General features: G+C 43.7%; 13 protein-coding genes. 4 read left to right on the top strand and 9 right to left on the bottom strand.

Annotated elements, in window-relative coordinates; translation table 11 throughout:
- Positions 1 to 2: 2 nt before the first annotated feature.
- The 3 genes from ACMFL8_RS06445 (at position 3) to ACMFL8_RS06435 (ending at position 2,759) form a co-directional block, all read left to right on the top strand.
- On the top strand, positions 3 to 284 hold the full coding sequence (locus ACMFL8_RS06445; RefSeq protein WP_210540578.1) for a hypothetical protein: 282 nt from the start codon (positions 3 to 5) through the stop codon (positions 282 to 284).
- 76 nt (positions 285 to 360) lie between these two features.
- Positions 361 to 1,605: a tetratricopeptide repeat protein gene (locus tag ACMFL8_RS06440; protein WP_413190429.1), complete on the top strand. Its 1,245-nt coding sequence runs from the start codon at positions 361 to 363 to the stop codon at positions 1,603 to 1,605.
- Positions 1,602 to 2,759 (top strand): HupE/UreJ family protein, encoded by a 1,158-nt coding sequence (locus ACMFL8_RS06435; protein WP_413190428.1) that lies wholly within the window; start codon positions 1,602 to 1,604, stop codon positions 2,757 to 2,759. Before ACMFL8_RS06440 ends, ACMFL8_RS06435 begins: the two co-directional genes overlap by 4 nt.
- Before the next feature lie 269 nt (positions 2,760 to 3,028).
- Here the strand turns inward: ACMFL8_RS06435 and ACMFL8_RS06430 are convergent, their stop codons facing one another.
- From ACMFL8_RS06430 to ACMFL8_RS06405, 6 genes are all read right to left on the bottom strand, one after another.
- On the bottom strand, positions 3,029 to 3,430 hold the full coding sequence (locus tag ACMFL8_RS06430) for an ExbD/TolR family protein (protein ID WP_413190427.1): 402 nt from the start codon (positions 3,428 to 3,430) through the stop codon (positions 3,029 to 3,031).
- A gap of 38 nt (positions 3,431 to 3,468) precedes the next feature.
- Positions 3,469 to 4,059, bottom strand: a complete 591-nt coding sequence (locus tag ACMFL8_RS06425; RefSeq protein ID WP_352309963.1) for a MotA/TolQ/ExbB proton channel family protein — start codon at positions 4,057 to 4,059, stop codon at positions 3,469 to 3,471.
- Positions 4,060 to 4,316: 257 nt separating this feature from the next.
- Positions 4,317 to 5,381 (bottom strand): energy transducer TonB, encoded by a 1,065-nt coding sequence (locus tag ACMFL8_RS06420; RefSeq protein ID WP_413190426.1) that lies wholly within the window; start codon positions 5,379 to 5,381, stop codon positions 4,317 to 4,319.
- Positions 5,382 to 5,645: 264 nt separating this feature from the next.
- Entirely contained in the window at positions 5,646 to 11,654 is a 6,009-nt protein-coding gene (locus ACMFL8_RS06415) for an ESPR-type extended signal peptide-containing protein (RefSeq protein WP_413190425.1), read from the bottom strand.
- A gap of 429 nt (positions 11,655 to 12,083) precedes the next feature.
- Positions 12,084 to 13,685 carry a sensor histidine kinase gene (locus ACMFL8_RS06410; protein WP_413190424.1) on the bottom strand — a complete coding sequence of 534 codons (1,602 nt, stop codon included), beginning with the start codon at positions 13,683 to 13,685 and terminating at the stop codon, positions 12,084 to 12,086.
- A 14-nt stretch (positions 13,686 to 13,699) separates the two neighbouring features.
- Positions 13,700 to 14,398: a response regulator transcription factor gene (locus ACMFL8_RS06405; protein ID WP_189585106.1), complete on the bottom strand. Its 699-nt coding sequence runs from the start codon at positions 14,396 to 14,398 to the stop codon at positions 13,700 to 13,702.
- A gap of 267 nt (positions 14,399 to 14,665) precedes the next feature.
- Here ACMFL8_RS06405 and ACMFL8_RS06400 point away from each other — a divergent pair, with 267 nt between their 5' ends.
- Positions 14,666 to 15,202, top strand: coding sequence for a Spy/CpxP family protein refolding chaperone (locus ACMFL8_RS06400; RefSeq protein WP_413190423.1), 537 nt, complete (start codon positions 14,666 to 14,668; stop codon positions 15,200 to 15,202).
- Positions 15,203 to 15,323: 121 nt separating this feature from the next.
- Here the strand turns inward: ACMFL8_RS06400 and ACMFL8_RS06395 are convergent, their stop codons facing one another.
- Genes ACMFL8_RS06395 through ACMFL8_RS06385 form a run of 3 tightly spaced genes read right to left on the bottom strand, consistent with a single transcriptional unit; the run spans position 15,324 to position 20,010 of the window.
- Positions 15,324 to 16,208, bottom strand: a complete 885-nt coding sequence (locus ACMFL8_RS06395) for an exonuclease domain-containing protein (protein ID WP_413190422.1) — start codon at positions 16,206 to 16,208, stop codon at positions 15,324 to 15,326.
- 44 nt (positions 16,209 to 16,252) lie between these two features.
- Entirely contained in the window at positions 16,253 to 17,890 is a 1,638-nt protein-coding gene (locus tag ACMFL8_RS06390; RefSeq protein WP_413190421.1) for a hypothetical protein, read from the bottom strand.
- A gap of 44 nt (positions 17,891 to 17,934) precedes the next feature.
- Complete coding sequence (locus ACMFL8_RS06385; protein WP_413190420.1) at positions 17,935 to 20,010, bottom strand: hypothetical protein; 2,076 nt, start codon at positions 20,008 to 20,010, stop codon at positions 17,935 to 17,937.
- Positions 20,011 to 20,038 lie beyond the last annotated feature (28 nt).

Genomic DNA, 20,038 nt, shown 5'->3' with positions numbered 1-20,038 from the left:
CTATGCGCTATATAATGTTAGCCGTATTGATCACTGGATCAGCTGCACTTTCTGGTTGTTTCAATGATAATGACAACAATGACTTTGACTCGTCAAATCAGGTTGATAATGCTGTTGCGGCAGACCAAGCGAAAGCGAAGTTAGCCGTTAATAATACCTCTGCTGTGATTGACGCTAGTAATAATGTCGACACTGATGAGCCTCAAGATATTGATCGGGTAATGCTGCCTGAAGCCAATTTGGCAGAACCTGTCGCAGTATCAGGCGCCAATGCCTCGCTGTAGTTTGACCTGAAGTTATCCAAGCACCTAATCAGTTTACTGATTGGGTGTTTCTTTATGTTTTGAGCCGAGATATTTTATGCATTGGATTAAATTCCCTATCGGATTATTACTGTTATTACCTCTCAGCAGCCAACTGCTTCACGCTGCCCCCTTTATACCAAAAGACGATCAACAAATTCTAGCGACCCTGCCTACAGATTCCCCAGCGCCGCGCTATCTAAACGCTGCTGACTTTCGAACTGACACACACACAAATACCCCAGCACAAACCAGTCAATTGTTAGAGCGTGCCTATCTACAAGGCGATCCTCGAGCATTGGGTCAGGCACGCGCGCAGTTAGATCAGAGCACAGACCAGAGTATAGATACGCTAATGCTACGAGCACGAGCATTGCAGTCAGATCATAAATTTGCTCAAGCAAAAGCGCTATTAACGCAGATATTAGAACAAGAAGCGACTCATCCAGATGCTCTATTGACTCTTTCTTCTTTACTGGTCGTCCAAGGTCAGTTTAAAGACGCTTTGAGCTACTGCAACAAACTTGATGATCCTGAATTGCGTGTTTATGAGCTGGCTTGTCAGGCTCAGATACAGAGCATGACTGGGCAGCTTGAACAGGCAAAACAAACACTCAGTGGGCTGGCGGCGATCGCACCTGGGTTAGATGCATCAACTGCTCGCTGGATATACTTGATGCAAGCAGATGCCGCATTACGTAGCCAAGATACTTCACTTACCAATCAGATTTTTAGCGTGATGGACGATCAAACCGTACCGGCGCTGATGGCTCGCGCTGACTGGCTATTGAGTATCGGTGAGTATGAAAAGGTGCGCGATATGCTCCGAGAGCATACGGATAAAGACGCCTTGCTACTACGCCTTATCACTGCTCAAATGGAATTAGGCGACCCTCAAGCACAGAAAAACTTGGCCTTGATGAAAGAGCGCATTGAGGTATGGCAGATACGCAAAGAAAATGCTCATATGCGCGAACAAGCGACTTATGCTTTGCTGGCCAATCAAGTAGACTCAGCACTAAAATTGGCTCAAGATAATTGGCAACAGCAGCGTGAAACGGCTGATATCGTGCTCTATGCGAGCGCAGCTATCAAAGCTGGCAGCCAAGCAGACATCAAGCTAATACGCCAATTTATGACAGACACGCAATTCGAATATCCTGCACTAGAGCAAGCGCTACGCTCAGGTAAAATCAGTAATTGTCTAAATTGCCAAGTGGCCACTACGCAAACGTCCAACACTCAAGCCAAAAGCACGCAAACCGTAAACACGCAAGGTATGAATAAGGAGAAGCTTTTATGAATGCGCTTCGCAGACTTATTGGAAGTCATACTTATCGTTACCTGACGCTGCTGTTACTGGCGCTGACGTGTTCAGTGGCACAAGCGCATGAGTCTAGTACCGCCTACTTAAACCTCAATCTGAGCGACTCTGAGAGTACGGCAGAGAGTACGGCAGAGAGTAAATATGATGCAGAATATGAGCTTTCACTGCGCGACTTAGCGTTGCTGATTGATATAGATCCAAACAAAGATAGTCAAGTCAGTTGGGCAGAAGTAAAGTCACAGACATCGCTGATAGAGCAATTGATTCAATCCAAAATAAAACTAGAAAGTAGCGCACAAGCGTGTCAAATTACAAAATTTGCGCCATTAGCCATTAATACACGTGGCGGGTTTAATTATTTATATAGCAATTTTGCCTTAAGCTGTACTCAGCCCATCGATAATCTTGACTACCAGATATTGGCAGGTATTGATGCCAACCACCGATTGATTCTGACTCAGGCTAATGATGATACCGCCCTACAAGTGCTGGCAGTAGGCCAAAGCCCATTAGGGTCGCAGGCAAATACTGGCTGGATGTCTACCGCGACTAATTTTCTCAAAAGCGGTATACACCACTTGCTGATTGGTTGGGATCATCTGTTATTCTTATTTGTACTGCTCATTCCTGCGGTGTACGTGCGCAAACAGAAACAATTGATTGCTGTCACTAAGCCAAAAGCGGCGCTGCTTGAAGTGTTTTGGATTGCGACTTCGTTCACACTCGCTCACTCCATTACACTCAGCTTGGCGGCACTACAAATCGTTAGCATACCGCCACGCTTTATCGAATCTTTGATTGCACTGTCTATTGCCTTTGCCGCGCTCAATAATGTCGTGCCATTACTACGGGTACGAGCGGTCTATTTGGCCTTTGTTTTTGGACTGATTCACGGTTTTGGTTTTGCCAATGTATTGGTAGACTTGCCACTTGCTACCAGTGCACGTGTATTAGCGTTGTTGAGTTTCAACGTAGGCATTGAGATGGGACAGTTGGTATTTATCGCTTTGGTGTTTCCAATAGCGCTACTATTACGTCACACACAATTTTATAAATGGATTATATTTTATATCGGTTCGCTGATTAGTATTTTAGTGGCACTGTGGTGGTTTTTTGAACGGGCATTTTAGATGATTGCCGTTTTCTTCCTTTTAACCTGATTCAAAAAATAAACCCTAGGGCGTGTCATCATTTAGATTGTGAGACTTAAAATGAGAAAAATTGCAGCCAAACAAGGAAGAAATAGCCGCTAATATGAACATATTGGCAAAATTTCTGACGATGTTTGGCTAAATTTAGCCATTTTAAGACCACTAAATGTATTCATGTGCTAATTGATGACACGCCCTAGCATCTTCTTGATGGTAGGGCGTATTTTTTACGGTGATATTCCAAAAGCTTACTCATTGACGAAAGCAACTTTAGTAAGACCTGCATTACTCGCAGCAGCCAAGACTTGCGCCACCATATCGTAGCGAGTGTCTTTGTCTGCGCGCAGATGAATACTAAGATCTAGCCCATCACTTGCTGCTTGCGCAAACCGTGTCTGTAGTTGCGGCAATGACAGCGACTCTTCATCCCAAAACAGCTCATTATCTTGATTGATACTGATTTGTAATATGTTATCAGGCAAATCATTAATCGTAGCACTGGTCTTGGGCAGATCCAATGGCACAGTTGGGTTCATCACTGTCGCCGTCACTAAAAAGATAATCATCAGCACCAGCATGATATCGATGAGCGGTATCAGGTTCATCTCGCTCAAACCTTGAGTGTCATCATCTCCTAGATGAAACGCCATGCGTGTCTCCTTTTTTATAGCCAATAAATTGCAAGGATCTAAACATTTGTATTCGTTTTATCTGTCGTCACTGCTGGACGCATCGATGCACCTAAGAGACCATGAGCGATATCATTGGCTAAGAATAACGTTCGACGATTCATACGCGCAATAATGTTATAAAAAATCACAGCAGGAATCGCAACGGCAAGACCAAGCCCCGTCATGATAAGCGCCTCACCTACTGGACCTGCCACTTGCGCAAGCCCTGCCTGCCCGCTCATACCGATACTGCGTAGCGCATGAAATATACCCCATACCGTGCCAAATAATCCAATAAAGGGCGCAATAGCGGCAGTCGTACCTAGTAGCGGCAATCCTTGCTCACTCCGATGTCGATAACGACCAATCAGTTGCAATAAAGTCTGCTCGGTCATCAATCTGCGCTCCTCTGCACTGGCTTGCAAACTAGGTGGCACTTGTTTTTGTAATTGCTGCGCTAAATCAGCCGCGACAGTTTTGGCCAGTTGGCGACTATAATACAGCCGCAAAATCCCTGTGACCCAAGAGGCAACCGATAACGCCAAAAGCGCAAAAAATAAAGCCTTGGTAATAATATCTGTGTATTGCCAATAATCCATAAGATCCATACATCTTCCTTAACGTAATTATCTTGATGTGACTATCTTAACGTAATTATAGTAGATTCACTTTAAAAAAATACCATACTGCTGGGATGATTTTTTCTAAGACTCTGAAGTGCCAAGCACACAGCAAGTGAGGAAAACTTATACCAGCTGGATGTTACACTTGCCGTTTTTTTATATTGATCTGATGATAGACCGTGTTGTTCATTTAAAAACAGCTGCTGTCATTATCATCGGCGAAAGACCTTACAAATTCTATGTTACTTGTTAAATGTCGGTCTCTCATATACCAATGACATCGGCACAATTGCATCAACTGTCTTACCGTCTTTTTGCAGTGGATTGAGTTGCCCTGTCCTAACTTGCGTGGTTGCCATTGCATCGATTATTGGACTGCCTGAGGGTTCAAGCAGTTGCACCTCCGTAATATAGCCTTCTTTATTGACATGCAACTCTAGCATGACGATAAATACATCACCGAGCTCAGTATCAACGCTACGCCATATTAGCAATGGTAAGCTAGTCGTCGGTTCGTGCTTATCAAGCCAGCTACCATAATCTGCCAAAAACGGGCCTGTATCGTCACTTTTATTAACCTCATTATTTTTATCAGCCTTCTCATCTATAGCGGCCTGATCAGTGACTTGCTTTTCGGCTTGGGCAGCGGCTAACTTCAGCATGTTGGCAATTGCTTCATTGGCTGCTTGTATGTGCCATTGCTCTTGTTCGGCGAGCTTTCGGTTGGTTTGTTTTCCTAGTGCACGTTTCTGTCTGGCTTGATCACGGTTGAACTGCGCTGTCACAGCTCGAATCATCGCCGAGAGATCTTGCTCTGTGTCGTCTGATACATTCGATATTTTTCTTGATTCTACTGTCGTCAATGGTGACGCTGATGAGGGGTTTTCGAGAGAATTTTCAGGATTTCTTTCTAAATTGGGTGGTTTTTTAGCCACGTCAGTGTTTGTTGTTGAAGGTATTGGCGCTTCTTTTGTTTCAGCTTTTAATGTTGCAGCTGATGACATCTGAGCAGATGCTACTACTTTTTCTAATGGTTTGATTGGTTGAGTCTCAGAGACGGGCTTTTTTTCCGAGACAGGTCTGGATTGATGTTCTTTACTTGGTCTATTGGTAGGAGGTGACGCTAATGTGATTAGCTCTAGTTGAATGGTCTCTGGTTTATTTTTTATTTCGGGAGGTTTCGGGGTATCGATAGACATCATTGCCCATACCGTGGCACCGTGCAAGGCAACCACAAAAATGGTGACCCAAGCATTGAGAGGACGAGTGAATGGATTTGGTAGTATCATGATGATTAGAATACTCATTAAAAACAAACCTGTATATCGATTTCTTCAATAAATGCTTGGATAGTTGAAAGCGAATGATCTAATACTTTTCACTCTCTATCCTATAGATATACTCACCTTCTTAAACTTGGCAAGTTGATTAAAAAAATGATTTTATGATAATCAAGATTTATACGATTATTATCTTCATTGCATTAAATATTTACTCTTCATCCATAAAAAAGCAAGACATCTGATGTCTTGCTTTTTTTATCTCATCATAATCGTTATAACAAAATCGCTTTAATCAAAATGGAAGCCTGCACCTACTGCGCCGCCTACATTGCCTTGAGTGTCGGCAGTACCGTTCACTTTGATAACCCAGCGACCGTCGTTAGAGAGTTTAGAGAAGCCAATGGCTACTGCGCTTTCTCCATTGTACGTACTCACACCGCCGCCGATCAGTGACTTACCTGCGATGTAGGCCTGAGGTAGTGCAGACATTGCCATTGCAGCTGAGATACCTGCATTTGCGTCGTCTTCTACTTCATCGATTCTGTAGCCAAGATCGCTCATATTGCTATTGAGTCGACTATCAAGTGCACTAAGCTGACTGTAGTTGACAGCATCTGTCGCCTCTATACCATCGGCAACACCAGTTATGCGTTGATTACCTGCATATAGACCTTGAGCAGTCATACTTGGACCATCTTGCATGGTGATGCCATTACTATTGATGACTGTCGTCCCAGCCGTGACACTATCAACGCTTATATTACCGTTCAGATCAAACTTGATGCTACTGCCCTCTGCGGTGGTCGTTATGTTGTTACCACCTGTGAAGCTTAGGACACTCTCATCTCCGACTGGTTTGTTGATATTATCACCACTATCTGCACCAAAGTTGAGTCCAGCATCGAGCCTATCCGTGTTGGTGTTGATATTGGTTGTATTGGTGGTAATATTGGTTGTGTTAGTCGCGATATTGCTAGTGTTAGTAGCAATATTTGTGGTGTTGGTCGTGATATCAGTTGTATTACTGGTGATGTTGGTAGTATTAACTTGTACGTTTTCATTGATTTCGATCGTACCTTGTCTGATAGAAGCAATCGCACCATCGATATTGCCTTGACCTGTTCCACCGATATCATTATTAGTGAAAGTACCATTTTCAGGATTATAGACAGTGTTGCCACCGATAATGCTGCTGATACCACTGCCTTGGGCATAGAGTTGACTACCATTAACGGCGTCTTGGCTGTCTGCAGCTACTTCACCATTTTGGACATTGGTAATCTTAGTGTCAGCCGCATCAATGCCACTTTTCGTGACGCTTGGACCACCCGCAATCGTGAGTCCATTATCATTGATAGTAGTATCACCTGTGGTGACACTGTTCAAAGTGATATCTGGGCTTAGATCAAAACTAATGTCATTAGCATTGGCAGGTATAGCTGCTGCACGTAAACCTGTGCTAGCATCAAAGGTAGCCACATCATTGACTAACGTTCTAGACACTTTGATATTACCGTCTCTACTATTTAGGTCGATAGCATCTCCTTGTCTTACCTGAGTAGCAATATCACCTTGAGCAGTGATATCCCAACCTCGATCCAAGGCAATGGTCACTTCTCTCAATTGCCCGACGTTTACGGCATCAGAGTTCAGCTCACCTCTACCAACATTGCGAATGATGTTGCCACCATTGTCTAGACCACGGCTACTCAATGTGACCGTTCTACCTAAGCCACTATCTATAAAAGTAAAGCCTGCGTTGTTCATAATGCTATTGCCTATTTGCATACTGCCCTCATCTCCCAAATCCAACTGGTTGTTGAGTTTAACTTGAACGCCAGTTGCAGAAGCAACAGTAGTAAGGTTACTATCACCTGTGACATTGATCGTATCACCTAATGCAAATTGCTGATCATTATCGCTATTACCATCACCAATTTTAATACCTTTGGCAATTTCGTTATTGGTCGTTGTGAGCTGTGCGAAGTTTACGGCATCAGTTGGCGCAATTCCTTCACCAACTTTGATAATTCTATTATTACCATTATCAAGACCTTCGTTGCTTAACGTAATGGTCTGATTAGGACCATCAGTGATGGTGACGCCTGCATTGTTAAGCACCGTGCTTTCCATTCTCACGCTACCATTTTTACCAAGCATTACATCTTCAGCCAATCTAACGTTTAGATTGCCCTCTTCATCAGCAACAACACCGATGTTGTTATCAGTTAACTCTGTCGCGCCTCCTTGGATTGTTAAGGTTTGACCTAACTTACGATTGACAACAACGGTAGTGTCGTCTCCTGTAAAGTCCAGTCCCAAGTCGACCGTGCTGTTGGTTGCATTCAACTGTCTAATATTAACGGCATCTGTATCATCTTCACCATCAGCTACCTCAGTGATTCTGTTGCCGCCATTGTTAAGACCCATGCTGCTTAGTCTAACTGTACTGCCACCCAAGAAGCTGACACCACCTGTGTTCAACAAGGTATCCCCTGCGGTAACACTGGTAAAGGTAACATCCTCTGCTGTCGCCACTTTAATACCACCATCTTCAGCACTAAGAACGATGTTGTCTCCTGTGAGGAAGTTAGCCGTATTGTCCGTTTTATCCAGTGTTTTAACCTCATTGCCATTTATTTGAGTGATAACCGTCTGCATAGCGCTATCAGCTTTTACCAAGCTGGCTTTGCTAGTTTCACTTAAGTCAACGGCATAGTCGGTCATGTTGGTTAACTCATCTTTGTCACCAGCTGTGACCGTGACTGCTGTAGACCCTGCTGAAGCAGTGACGCCATCAGCATTAACGGTATAGACATCTTGACCATTACCACCTGTAGACTTCGCCACACCAGCAACGTTAGTACCTGCGGCGACTTCTGTTTTAGCAGCGGCAGATGCACTGTTGAGCTGACCAACATTGACCGCATCTTTATCTAAGACACCCGCCTTGACGTTTGTCACTTTCTTATTACCAGCATTAATACCATTAGACTTAGTGATGCTTGGGCCACCGATCATGCTTAGACCATCGCTGGTCAACGTTGCATTAGACAATGGATTGATACCGGTTACCGTCACGCCAAGCCCACTAACTGTAGTCACACCACCCATTGCCAGACCACCTGTGATCATGCCCAGGCGATTAACTTGAGTGCCACCAAAGATATTACCTGTGCTGACGCTGCCGTTATTTCCTAGATCAAGATCGTTATTGAGTTCAAATGAGACATCATTACTCGTTGAGTCTTTAGAGACGATGATGTTGCTGTTTTTGCTATTGAAGTCAACTGCTTCACCAGGTCCAACATTGCTTGCAGTAGCACTGTTACCTTGTGCACTGATGTCCCAGCCTCTATTAGCTGTTTCTGTCACACCATTTAGCTGACTGAGGTTGACAGCGTCATCTAACTCAATAGCATCAGCTACCTCAGTGATTCTGTTGCCACCATTATTAAGACCCATGCTGCTTAGTCTAACCGTACTGCCACCCAAGAAGCTGACACCACCTGTGTTCAACAAGGTATCCCCTGCGGTAACACTGGTAAAGGTAACATCCTCTGCTGTCGCCACTTTAATACCACCATCTTCAGCACTAAGAACGATGTTGTCTCCTGTGAGGAAGTTAGCCGTATTGTTCGTTTTATCCAGTGTTTTAACCTCATTGCCATCTATTTGAGTGATAACCGTCTGCATAGCGCTGTCAGACACGTTTGATACACTTTCTAGCTGACCATAGTTCACCGCGTCAGTGGTAGTTGTACCAGCTTTAACGTTTGTGATCTTTTTATTGCCAGCATTGATACCACCAGATCTGGTCATGCTTGGACCATTCAGAATGGTTAGACCATCACTGGTCAACGTGGCATTAGACGGATTAAAAGGGTTTATACCTGTTACGGTCACACCAGCGCCACTGACTGTAGTGACGCCACCCATTGCCAGACCACCTGTAACCATGCCCAAGCGATTAACTTGAGTGCCACCAAAGATATTGCCTATGCTTACGCTACCGTTATTACCTAGATCAAGATCGTTGTTGAGTTCGAATGAGACATCATTACTCGTTGAGTCTTTAGAGACGATGATGTTGCTGTTTTTGCTATTGAAGTCAACTGCTTCACCAGGTCCAACATTGCTTGCAGTAGCACTGTTACCTTGTGCACTGATATCCCAGCCCTCATTTGCAATGTCTGTGACAGCTTTTAGCTGAGATACATTCACTGCATCAGTATCTGCTGAGCCACCTGCAACGTTAACGATACGACGTTCGCTTCCAACAGCTCCTACCGAGACTGTGCCATTATTTGCATCAGCAGCAACGTTGGTTAAGAAAGAAGCACCACTTTGTACTGTTGCAACAGAGTTTTGACCTAAAGCGACACTGTTTAAAACATTTGCTCTAGAACCTTTACCTAGCGCAACACCACCTACAGCCTGAGCTTGCGCATCAAGACCAAGTGCAACGGTGTCATTGGCAGTTGCTTTGGCTTCGTAGCCTATCGCAACCGCACGACTTGCGCTGGTTCCGTTTGTGGCTCTTTGACCTATCGCAATTGAATTAACACCTGCTTTTGCATCTTGACCACCAGCAAAGCCGTTGAATGAAGATCTTGCGCCTTCACCGATGACGGTTGAATTTGAGTTCCCAAATGCATTCTCTCCAACAACGGTTGAGTTACTACCGTTTGCATTGGCATTCGAGCCAACAGCAAGAGCGTTAGTCCCTGTTACTGACGTGGTGTATGGCTGTGAAATGCTGGAGCGGATAGGAAAATCAATATCAGCAACGATAGTGTCTAATGCTTTTAGCTGAGATACGTTCACTGCATCGCTGTTATTTATACCTGCAGCGACATTGACAATCTGACGAGTACCGTCTTTGGCATTACCTATAGAGACTGCACCAAGGCTGGTACTGTTAGTGGCTGTGATAGCTGCTTTGTCTGCGATACTGGCACTTGTGGGAGCAAAGCCAATTGCACCACCTGCAACATTCGCAACAGATTGTGACCCTAGAGCCACTCCCTCTTGAGCATTAGACTGGGCACCCGCACCAAGTGCGACTGATCCTTTTTCACTTGCTGAGGCACCTATACCAAAGGTAGAAGACGCAACACCAGATGAAGAGGACTGTACGCCAATAGCGGTAGATAGTGCGCCTTCAGATAGCGATTTTACTCCAATAGCTATGGAAGCGGCACCACCTGAATCGGTGTTCACCATATAAGGAGGTGTCTCAACAAGATCTCGACCCGTATAGGAAACGAAGGTAGCATTAACATCGCCACCATTGATAGTAAAGGCTGAGGTACCATTGATATTTGCTTTTGAGGCAGCATCTAAATCATCACCGCCTATAGCAATAGATGAATGTCCTTTCGATACAACGTTTGCGCCAATCGCGATAGACTGTTGTCCACTTGCAGTCGTGTGCTGTCCACTTTGACCGCTACCAATTGCAATGGCTTGTCCGCCAGTAGCACTAGCATTACCGCCCATAGCCATAGCATTTGGTCCGGTTGCGCCATCGTTATTGGCATTACCAGTAGCTGTTGAATTGACACTATAGTACTTGGTTTTGTTAGCTGCGACTGCATTGTTCAGATCACCGATGTTTGCAGCATTGCTATTATTACCAATACCACTGGCGACGTTTGTAATTTGATTGCCACCATTATTAAGACCGTTATTACTAAGCGTAACGTTATTGGCTGCATTGATAGCCGTGATCTTGACCCCAGAGCTATCGAGCAAAGTATCACCAGTTTTGAGGCTGCCATCAGCACCAAGATTGATGTTTTCAGCTAATTTGATAGTTAAGGTATCACCTATACCAAAGACCCCGATGTTACCATCCGTCAGTGGTCCAGTTGCACCACCTAAAATATTAAGTGTCTCGCCATTACTGCGTGTGATAGTTGTAGGATTATCACCTTCGAAGTTTAGTGTTATTGAACCTTCAGGATTGTCTTGATCAGAGTTATTGTTGTGGCTATTGTTACCAGAGGTATGGGCATGTACGCCGTGACTACCATGGCTATGAGTATAATCGCCATCATGGTGATTTTCTGTACTCGTAGCATTCGTCTGCATACCAAAACCAGCAGCCAATAGCCCAAGGCCTATGGCACTTAATCGTAATGTCTTGATTGTAGATAGGTTAGATGTTGTGTTGATAGCAGTGTTAGAGCTAACACTAGATTTGGAAGATTTGCCACGCGCCTTTGCATATTCACCGACTGCAGTAAAGCAATTTAAGGCTTCATTCCAGATGACTTTATAGATGCGGTTCATGATATGTACTCCCTTACAGACTTGTCAGATTTAAAAAATCAGAGATAAAATCTATATCGCAGAGAGTCGATATCACAAAATAAAACGGGATATAAACTGATAATCACGAAGCTTTTTTAGAAAATTATTTGTATGAATGTTTAAGGAATAATACGTTTTGTCTCGTAAAATCTTTAGCACTCTCTATATATTAGTATTACCGAATATATAGAGAGTGACAATGTCGTCTGTCTGGCATTTATTACCATTTGTCGTTTATATTCATAAAAACGAATATAAAATTTTAATTTTTGAGTATTCACATTAAATTAGGACCATTTTTTGAAAAAATTTAGCTTTTAGTATAGGTAGGATATGCGCTTATTTGTATTGTAAACGCATGATAAGCACATAAATTTCCCATAAAATTTTTCTTAACCATTTATCCTCTTATCTGCTAGGCAAAATTATCTGCACCACCAGCCCTTGTAAGCCATCTTGGCGATTGTAGACATGAATCTGACCCTTATGCGCCATCACAACCGCATGGACAATTGCCAATCCCAAACCATAGCCACCTGTTTCACGATGACGAGCCGAATCAAGCCGTACAAAGGGCTGAAAAATACGCTCTACATCTTTATCCGCGACGCCGCCGCCCTCGTCCATTATGCTGATTTGAATCGCGGGTTTCTTATCCTCCATCTCCACTTCTTTAATATCAGCAATTACTGTTGAATCGGAGGCAGTATGCATAAAAGCATTACGAATGACATTTTCAAGCGCGCTATGTAGCTGCTCTTGGTTACCAAGCACAGTCCAAGGAGTGGCTGAGTAAGCCGTTGATAAAGAATCTGTCACGCGTGTATGACTCGGCTGCCATTGCCAGCGCACGTTTTTATGCTGAAACTCAAAGCAAACGTCTTGACCAATTTCACTGATAATATCAGAGAGATCAACCGCTTCGTTTTCTATATTATCGATCGTATATTGCTGCATTTGTAGAGATTGAATATGAATGATTTGCTCAATCAACTCATTCATCCGCGCCGACTCTTTGTCGATACGGTCGAGGTAACGACTAGCATTCGGTGCAAAGTCGCGAGTCAACTCAGTCGCAACGTCAAGACGCGCCAGTGGCGATCGTAGCTCGTGCGAGATATCACTGAGCATCTGTTTGCGTGCCAGCTCACTCTCAGCCAACCGCGTTGAGAGTTTGGCCACATCTTTAGCCAGCAAACCCAATTCATCATCGCCCATTTTTGATAGATTTGGATGGGCTTGATAGTCGCCGTCAATCATACGATGTACGGTATTTTGCACACGGCGAATACGCTGGGTCAATGTACGGCTCAGCCAAACACAAACCAAGATGCTAAAGACAATAATCAACAGTAAACGTATGGGAAAATTGCCACGTTGCAGCGCTACGACGTCTGAAAATCGTAGATGCGGACGCAATTGTATGATCACAGCCTGCTCATCTGGTAAGACGACCGTCATGTCCGCCAGTTCAGGACGACTATCAGGATCAGCCATCTTCGCGCCATTCGGGGTCATCGGTGACAGGATATGATTTAAAAGTGACGGTTCGTTATTCAATACTCTATCATCCTGATTACCAGACATTTTATTATCAGGTTTTTTATTATCAGCATTAGGCATTGACTGTATTGGTAGCATTGATGAATACCCCATTACCTGTCGATCGCTATTCATAGGTTTTTGCCTACGCCCATCTCTATCACGATAACGTGGAAATATAATGGCACCTTGCTCATCATAGACTCTGATCTGATTCATAAGCCGCCGATCTTGACGGTACATCTCCCTGACGGTGGTTAAATCACCTATTTGTAACGCCTCAGTCATTTCTTGGCGCTTAACCAATAAACTATCAATTTGCACATCCATACGAGCGGTTAGTGCTTTTTCGACCAGCCAACGTTCCACCATAATGGATAAAACTGAGGTTATCAGAATCGTCACCAATAAGCTTAGAAACAAACGCCAAAACAGGGTCATACGTATCTTAAATATTGGAGGCTTCATCGATGATTCCGTCATTACAACACCAGCTGATAACCTTTACCACGAACTGCCTTGATAGGCTCTTCGTGAAAAGGTTGGAGTTTTTTGCGCAGTCGCGAGACATGCACATCAAGGCTGCGATCGAACGGCTGTAATTCACGTTGTAAAACATGCTCTGACAGCCATGCTTTGCTTACCACCTCGCCTTTTTGTTTCAGTAGCGCAACCAACAAATCAAATTCTGTGCCCGTCACTTGTAGCTCTATGCCATCTATCTGACAAAGCCGCTGGTTTTGATCCAGATGCAAACGGCTCTCTGGTAACGGCGTATGCTCTGATGCCGCCGCATTGGTGCGCTTGATGACGGCATTGATACGTGCCAGCAGTTCTCTAGGATTGCAAGGTTTGGTAATATAATCATCAGCACCAAGCTCCAGACCAATAATACGATCAATCTCCTCCCCTTTTGCCGTCAGCATGATGACAGGGATATCACTGATATTGGGCAATTGACGCAAGACACTCAATCCATCGATTTTTGGCATCATAATATCTAGCACCAGCAAGTCATAAGCAGCAGCGCCATTGAGCACATTATTGCTCGCGGTTTTGAGTTTTTGTATGACAGCCTCGCCATCGTGAACGCAGTCGCATGTCACCCCATGATTGTGCAAGTATTCTTGTAATAACTGGGTCAACTCTTCGTCATCATCGCCTAGTAGTATGTGTGGCACATCTTTCTCCTTGAGCGTTGGATCGCTTTATTAGCCATATTATCAGTCAATTGCTTATCGATTCGCTATAAACGTTACCTTTCTTAATACTTCATAAATGTTCGTAACCTTTAACTGTCGTAATATAGCGTCTATCAGCGACAAATACTGATAACAAGCTGTGATGGATAGTGGCTATCCGGGACACTTAGCATTCATAAGCTGATCAGATAAAAACTGACTTTTTCGCAACCAATAATGTATGCACCATAAATCAAGGTAATGATGATGAAAAAATTATTAATGGGCTCAGTATTAGCAATGTCTAGCATTTTCACCGTAACGGCTTGTACCAGTGTTAATGCAACCACTGATACCACACCAACGACCAGCAAAATGCAGCATAAAGATGGCATGAAAAAAGGTGGTATGAAAAAAGGCGGCATGAGAGGTCCAATGTCGCAACTAGACCTAACAGCAACGCAACAAGCGCAAATCAAAGCCATCATGCAAGCACAACACGGTGACCGTAAAGCTGACCGTACAAAAAACAAAGCAGAACGGGCGCAGATGCATCAACAAATGCAAGCATTGACCAATACCAGCACTCTAAATACAGCGGCAGTCAATCGCTTAGCTGATCAGCAAGCGGCTAAAACCAAGCAACGCTTCATTGAGCGCGTACAGACTCAACATGCTATCTCTCAGGTATTGACTGCTGAGCAACGCGCCAAACTTGCTACATTAAAAGCTGAAAAAATGGCGAAAGGTCATAAAGGCTCAGAGCACGGTAAAATGCATGGCAAACCACATCAAGGCATGTAATTAGTCATTAATAGGCTATTTTGCATTCATGCTGAATGTCCTATAAGACTGATTATGAACACATAAAAAAGCGCATCGTATAAACGGTGCGCTTTTTTATGTGTTCATATTAAGGCTTACATTACTTTGATATTTTAATTAACTGTAAGAAGGCGCTTTCTTCAAGAATTTTGATATCTAAACCACTCTGAATCAGTTCTTCTACTTTGCGATGCTTACTGCTTTTTTCATGACCAGCAAGCAACGTTAAATCTTGAGCACCAACCACGAGATAATCTAATTTCTTCGAAGCACCCGCTTTGACATTAAAACCATTTTTGGCTGCTATCTCAGCAATATCTCCTCGACTGATACTAAGGTTACCTGTAAAGCAAATATTGAGTCCGGCATATTGCCCCGACTCATCTCCAACTTTTGTGATATTACTGGGGTAGTTTCTACTATTTGCACGTTGTTGCTGAGGATAATTGCGACTGTATTTACTATCTTCTACCCAATCATGAATTGATAAACCATTTTCTCTAAGAATGGTTACAACTATAAAGCCACACGCTTTAGCATCTTCTAGCGCGTCATGATGGTCAAACTGATAACTCCATTCTCTACAGACATTCGCCAGATTATAACCTTTGACCGCAAAACGCTGACACGTCTTACGTACCAACACCGTGGCATCGACCCACTGTAGCTCTGGTATTGGTAATTTGTGAAGCTCTAGACTTTTTGTCAACGCCCTTTGATCAAAGTCAGTATAGCTAACGACAACATTTTCACCGACAAATTTTAATATTTGCCCATAAATGTCATACATAGACGGCGCATCTTTTACCATATTACTGGTAATACCATGCACTTCTATATTTTGACGACTAAAAGAAGTCTGAGGACATACTAACGTACAGTAGGTATCACTTAACTTACCGTTCAAATATTTAGCCAAGCCTATTTGACAAATAGACCCTACGTCGCTGTTTGCAGTTTCAACATCAATGGTCACAAAATTCACTATCTCGTCCTCAATGTCGTAGATTTAGTCTGATTTAATTTTATTTAATCAATCGTCCCGAACTTCTCTTTAGCCATCGGCATGACACTAAACATCATCTTTCCTATCGCAGTACCATTGCCATCACGATAATACTGCATCAACTCGCTACCATACTCGCGCATATCAATACTATTACTGGCATTGGGCACTTGTACATCGCTTCGTAAATTCGGAAATGCCATGTCTGTAGCGCTTATAGCAGAATACTGCTGCAAAACATCTATGACCATGTTTTTATTGGAAGCAGTCTCGCTCGGAAGCTCACTACGCAGATGCTGCCATTTGAGCTGACCACGCTTATCAAAGCCATACAACTGCTGCGTCTCTGCTTTCTCTAGCATTGCACTTTCTGCCATCTTTTCCTTTGCCTCTGCCATTGTTTCCTCTACTGTCTCACTGCCACTATCCATGCCACTCTTTATCATTGCTAGCATCTGCTGCACTAACGCTTTACTGGTAAATTTATCAGCATTTGTGTCGCCTATCTCGTAAGCCGCGCTTTCTTTGACCAGTTCTGGATATCGCTGACTAATCCGCTCGTAAACAATGCGCATGTAGTCTTGATAAAACTGCTCATAACTCTCAGCACTTTGTACACGGCGAATGACTTGGTTACTTGCCAGCATTGCTGGTAGCTGATGCGCGGGTAACTTGGGAGAGAGCGAAGCTAGCGTATTAGGGGCGACATAATCAAACTGGCTAACAGGTGCCGCATCAAATGTGGTATATAACGCTGCAAAATGGCTTTTTATCAACTCACTGCCAAAGCCTTTGGGTAAGGTGCCATCATTAATGGCTAGCTTTAGCCATTTGTTGCGCCATTTTGTACCGAGCTTATCGTCTAACATTTCTGAATTAAACATCGCAAAATTATCTGCCCACAGATAAATATTACCATTTTTCAAATCTAAATAAATAGGCTGATTGACACTGCTTTGATGATTGCGCGCGTGATACTGCACGCTCGCCAACATCGTCGCCTTACCAGCCATTGGCTGATAGACGCCTTGTGCATTGAGAGACAATGGCTTTAGCACATAAGCATCTAGCAGCTTTGCCTTTTTGACATCTTGCGCTGTCGTTCGGTCATCATAATTGTCAAATAACTGTTGGTAAGACGCTGGCACGGTGATCTCACTATCATAATTGCTGTCTACCCATGCCTCGTAGGCATCTGTACACTCAAGGTAGCGGTCTTTCAGCGTCGTTCGCTCAGCGTCATAATCTGCCACCAAAATATCTTTATTTTGCGCTTCTGCTTGAGTAAGTAAGGCGGCATATGCTTGATCGTGTGTGTCTTCGCAGTATTCATCGATATAGCCTGAGGCGACTGGCGCTTTGGCATTTATTTCAGTATTTATATTATTAAACTGCTGCTCGTTACTAATCTCAAGATTACTATGGTAACTAAAAGACTGGCGGCGCTTTTTTTGTAACGCCGTTGCCAATGCTGTCTTGGCTGCCACTGGCGTTTGCTTGGCAGTCATCGCGTTAGATTGGTCAAGATTGGTAGATTGGCAACCCGTTAACAATAGCGCCCCTGTGACCAATGCACCAACAAATAAATGATTGCCATTAAAAACGGACTCAGTGCTCGCTGACGGAAGATGATTTGCAATGATTTGATGTACTGTTTTCATTTTTTATCCTTAATAAATATTGGCTTGAACATGACAAGATAGCGTTATTGATCGTCTACCCTGTTGTCAGCATCATCTGCGGCATCGTCTTCGATATCATTATCATCTTGACGATCAACACTGTCATATTCTGCTGCCTCATAGCTGCTATCACCATCCGCATAATCGCTGCCATAGTCGTCATCATCGTAATCACCACTGCGACCACTATAATCATAGCGGGCATAACGTGCCGTTTGCAGCCTGTCTTTTTGTTGGCGTTGCTCTGCCATCCATGCATTGCCATCGATAGCCGCTTTAGCATTTGCACCAAAAGACTCAGCCAATAAAGGTGTTAGTGCATGGTTATTAAAGCTGCTTTTATCATAGCGTATTTGGTTTAGCACGCTGGTCGTAGAGCCCATCAAATCGCCACCGATATTTATCCGCTGCTGCTTGGCAAGCAGGCGATCTGAGCTGTCTAAATAATAGTAATTTATCTGATTAAAAGAGATCGGACCAATGGCTTCAATTAGCTGCAAAAGCGAACCTACATCCGCACTTTGGTAGCCTTTATTGTATAGCTGCACTTTCGCCAGCGCGGTTTTTAGCATAGCGCCATCAGGATATTTCTGTGGATTGGCATCGACATAATCCTGTAGCGACTTTGTCATGTATTTTAGGGTTTTGCCGATCATCTCACCGCTTTGCTTGCTGCCAAAATAGACTTTTACCGCTCGGCTCGCCCCGACTTCTTTGGCAAAGGCATCACTACGAATATCTACCGCACTAAAGTGCTCGGGCGCTAGCTCTGACATGCTGCTCTGTATGGCAGCGATGGCGGCATCATAAAGCACTGCTGGCGGTAGCTGTGCCGTAATACTCTCTGGCAAACCAAAGCTAACGGTATGTGAGGTCATTTGGTTAGGTAAAGGGGTGTTTTCAGGATTGACAAGCGCCACGATAGGCATGATTGCCGATGGGTCTACCGTGATGCTGCTGTTATTAAAATCGAACGCTAGCGGTATCTGTACAGATGAGGCAATTGTCGGAGTCACATAATCATAGCTATAAACGCTCTGTAGTTGTCGCTGTTTGGGTTTGTACTGACTGACACTATTAAACCTTAAATTTTGATATTGATAGGCATTTGACGCGGCTATCTGTTCAGGCGTGCGATGGAACATACTCAGCATTTGGCCAATGACGCCCGTAGATGTTGCTGATTGGCTACCTTCTACAGCCTCTGATTGTTGTTTTGCCATCTGTATGGCTTCATAGTTTTTTAACAGATTTTTAGACTTTAGGTTTGAAACCCCTGAGAGAATGCCGCCCTCTGCATTGCCATATTCATTATAGCCATCTCTGTCGTAACCCTCTCGATTGTAGCCATATTCGTTGTAACCGTCTTCATCATAGCCGTCTTCATCATAATTAATATCCTCTACAACACAGACTTCATAAGCGTCATCGTCATCATTTTTATTGCATTTATTCGACTCTATACTTACCGCTGCTAACTCTGCCATAGCCTCAGTTTGCCTGTCATCATGATCACTTTCATCATGATCACTTTCATCATAAGCACTTTCATCATAACTACTTTCACCATAATCATCGTCAGGCTCATAGGCATAGGCCTCTATAATCGTTCTAAGCAAGCTACTAGAGCCTGCATCGATGCTCTCTGGATCAATAAAAGGTGCGGCTTGATAATTGGCTTGCGCGACTGCCACATGCTCTGTTGCCAGATGCTGACGAATAGCCGCCAGTAAATGTGATTTGGCTTGATTGTCGGTATTGGGATGTTTTTCTTGGTTAAATAATTGTTGATAACGCTCAGACTTGGCAGTGCGGCTGGCATTAAATGCACGTCCTTGGGCTTGGCTCTGCGCGCTATCAGCGGTACTAAAATCCATCATACTTTTTGATGCCGTAGACGATGATAGCGCAGGGCTTGATTGACAACCTGCCAACCCAAACGTACTGCCAAGCAGTAATGCGCACCCTGCAATAGAGGTTAATTTGCGCGACTGATATGAATGATTGTTATGATTGTTATGGTTATGGGCAGATGACTGATGATGAGTCATTCCAGAGTGACGCTGTTGGTCGCGTTTATGAGTGTGGTTGGATGACATAGTAATTTCTTCTTATAAATAGACAGAC

It is taken from the genome of Psychrobacter sp. AT9, from assembly GCF_047272965.1.
GTDB classification, from domain to species: domain Bacteria; phylum Pseudomonadota; class Gammaproteobacteria; order Pseudomonadales; family Moraxellaceae; genus Psychrobacter; species Psychrobacter glaciei.
This window is presented reverse-complemented; position numbering and strand designations above follow the sequence as displayed.

Excerpts from the sequence above, each read along its gene's own strand:
- ACMFL8_RS06435 (WP_413190428.1), top strand. The coding sequence starts at position 1,602 with ATGAATGCGCTTCGCAGACTTATTGGAAGTCATACTTATCGTTACCTG.
- ACMFL8_RS06445 (WP_210540578.1), top strand. The coding sequence starts at position 3 with ATGCGCTATATAATGTTAGCCGTATTGATCACTGGATCAGCTGCACTT.
- ACMFL8_RS06440 (WP_413190429.1), top strand. The coding sequence starts at position 361 with ATGCATTGGATTAAATTCCCTATCGGATTATTACTGTTATTACCTCTC.
- ACMFL8_RS06425 (WP_352309963.1), bottom strand. The coding sequence starts at position 4,059 with ATGGATCTTATGGATTATTGGCAATACACAGATATTATTACCAAGGCT.
- ACMFL8_RS06400 (WP_413190423.1), top strand. The coding sequence starts at position 14,666 with ATGAAAAAATTATTAATGGGCTCAGTATTAGCAATGTCTAGCATTTTC.
- ACMFL8_RS06410 (WP_413190424.1), bottom strand. The coding sequence starts at position 13,685 with ATGAAGCCTCCAATATTTAAGATACGTATGACCCTGTTTTGGCGTTTG.
- ACMFL8_RS06385 (WP_413190420.1), bottom strand. The coding sequence starts at position 20,010 with ATGTCATCCAACCACACTCATAAACGCGACCAACAGCGTCACTCTGGA.
- ACMFL8_RS06415 (WP_413190425.1), bottom strand. The coding sequence starts at position 11,654 with ATGAACCGCATCTATAAAGTCATCTGGAATGAAGCCTTAAATTGCTTT.
- ACMFL8_RS06420 (WP_413190426.1), bottom strand. The coding sequence starts at position 5,381 with ATGAGTATTCTAATCATCATGATACTACCAAATCCATTCACTCGTCCT.
- ACMFL8_RS06390 (WP_413190421.1), bottom strand. The coding sequence starts at position 17,890 with ATGAAAACAGTACATCAAATCATTGCAAATCATCTTCCGTCAGCGAGC.
- ACMFL8_RS06430 (WP_413190427.1), bottom strand. The coding sequence starts at position 3,430 with ATGGCGTTTCATCTAGGAGATGATGACACTCAAGGTTTGAGCGAGATG.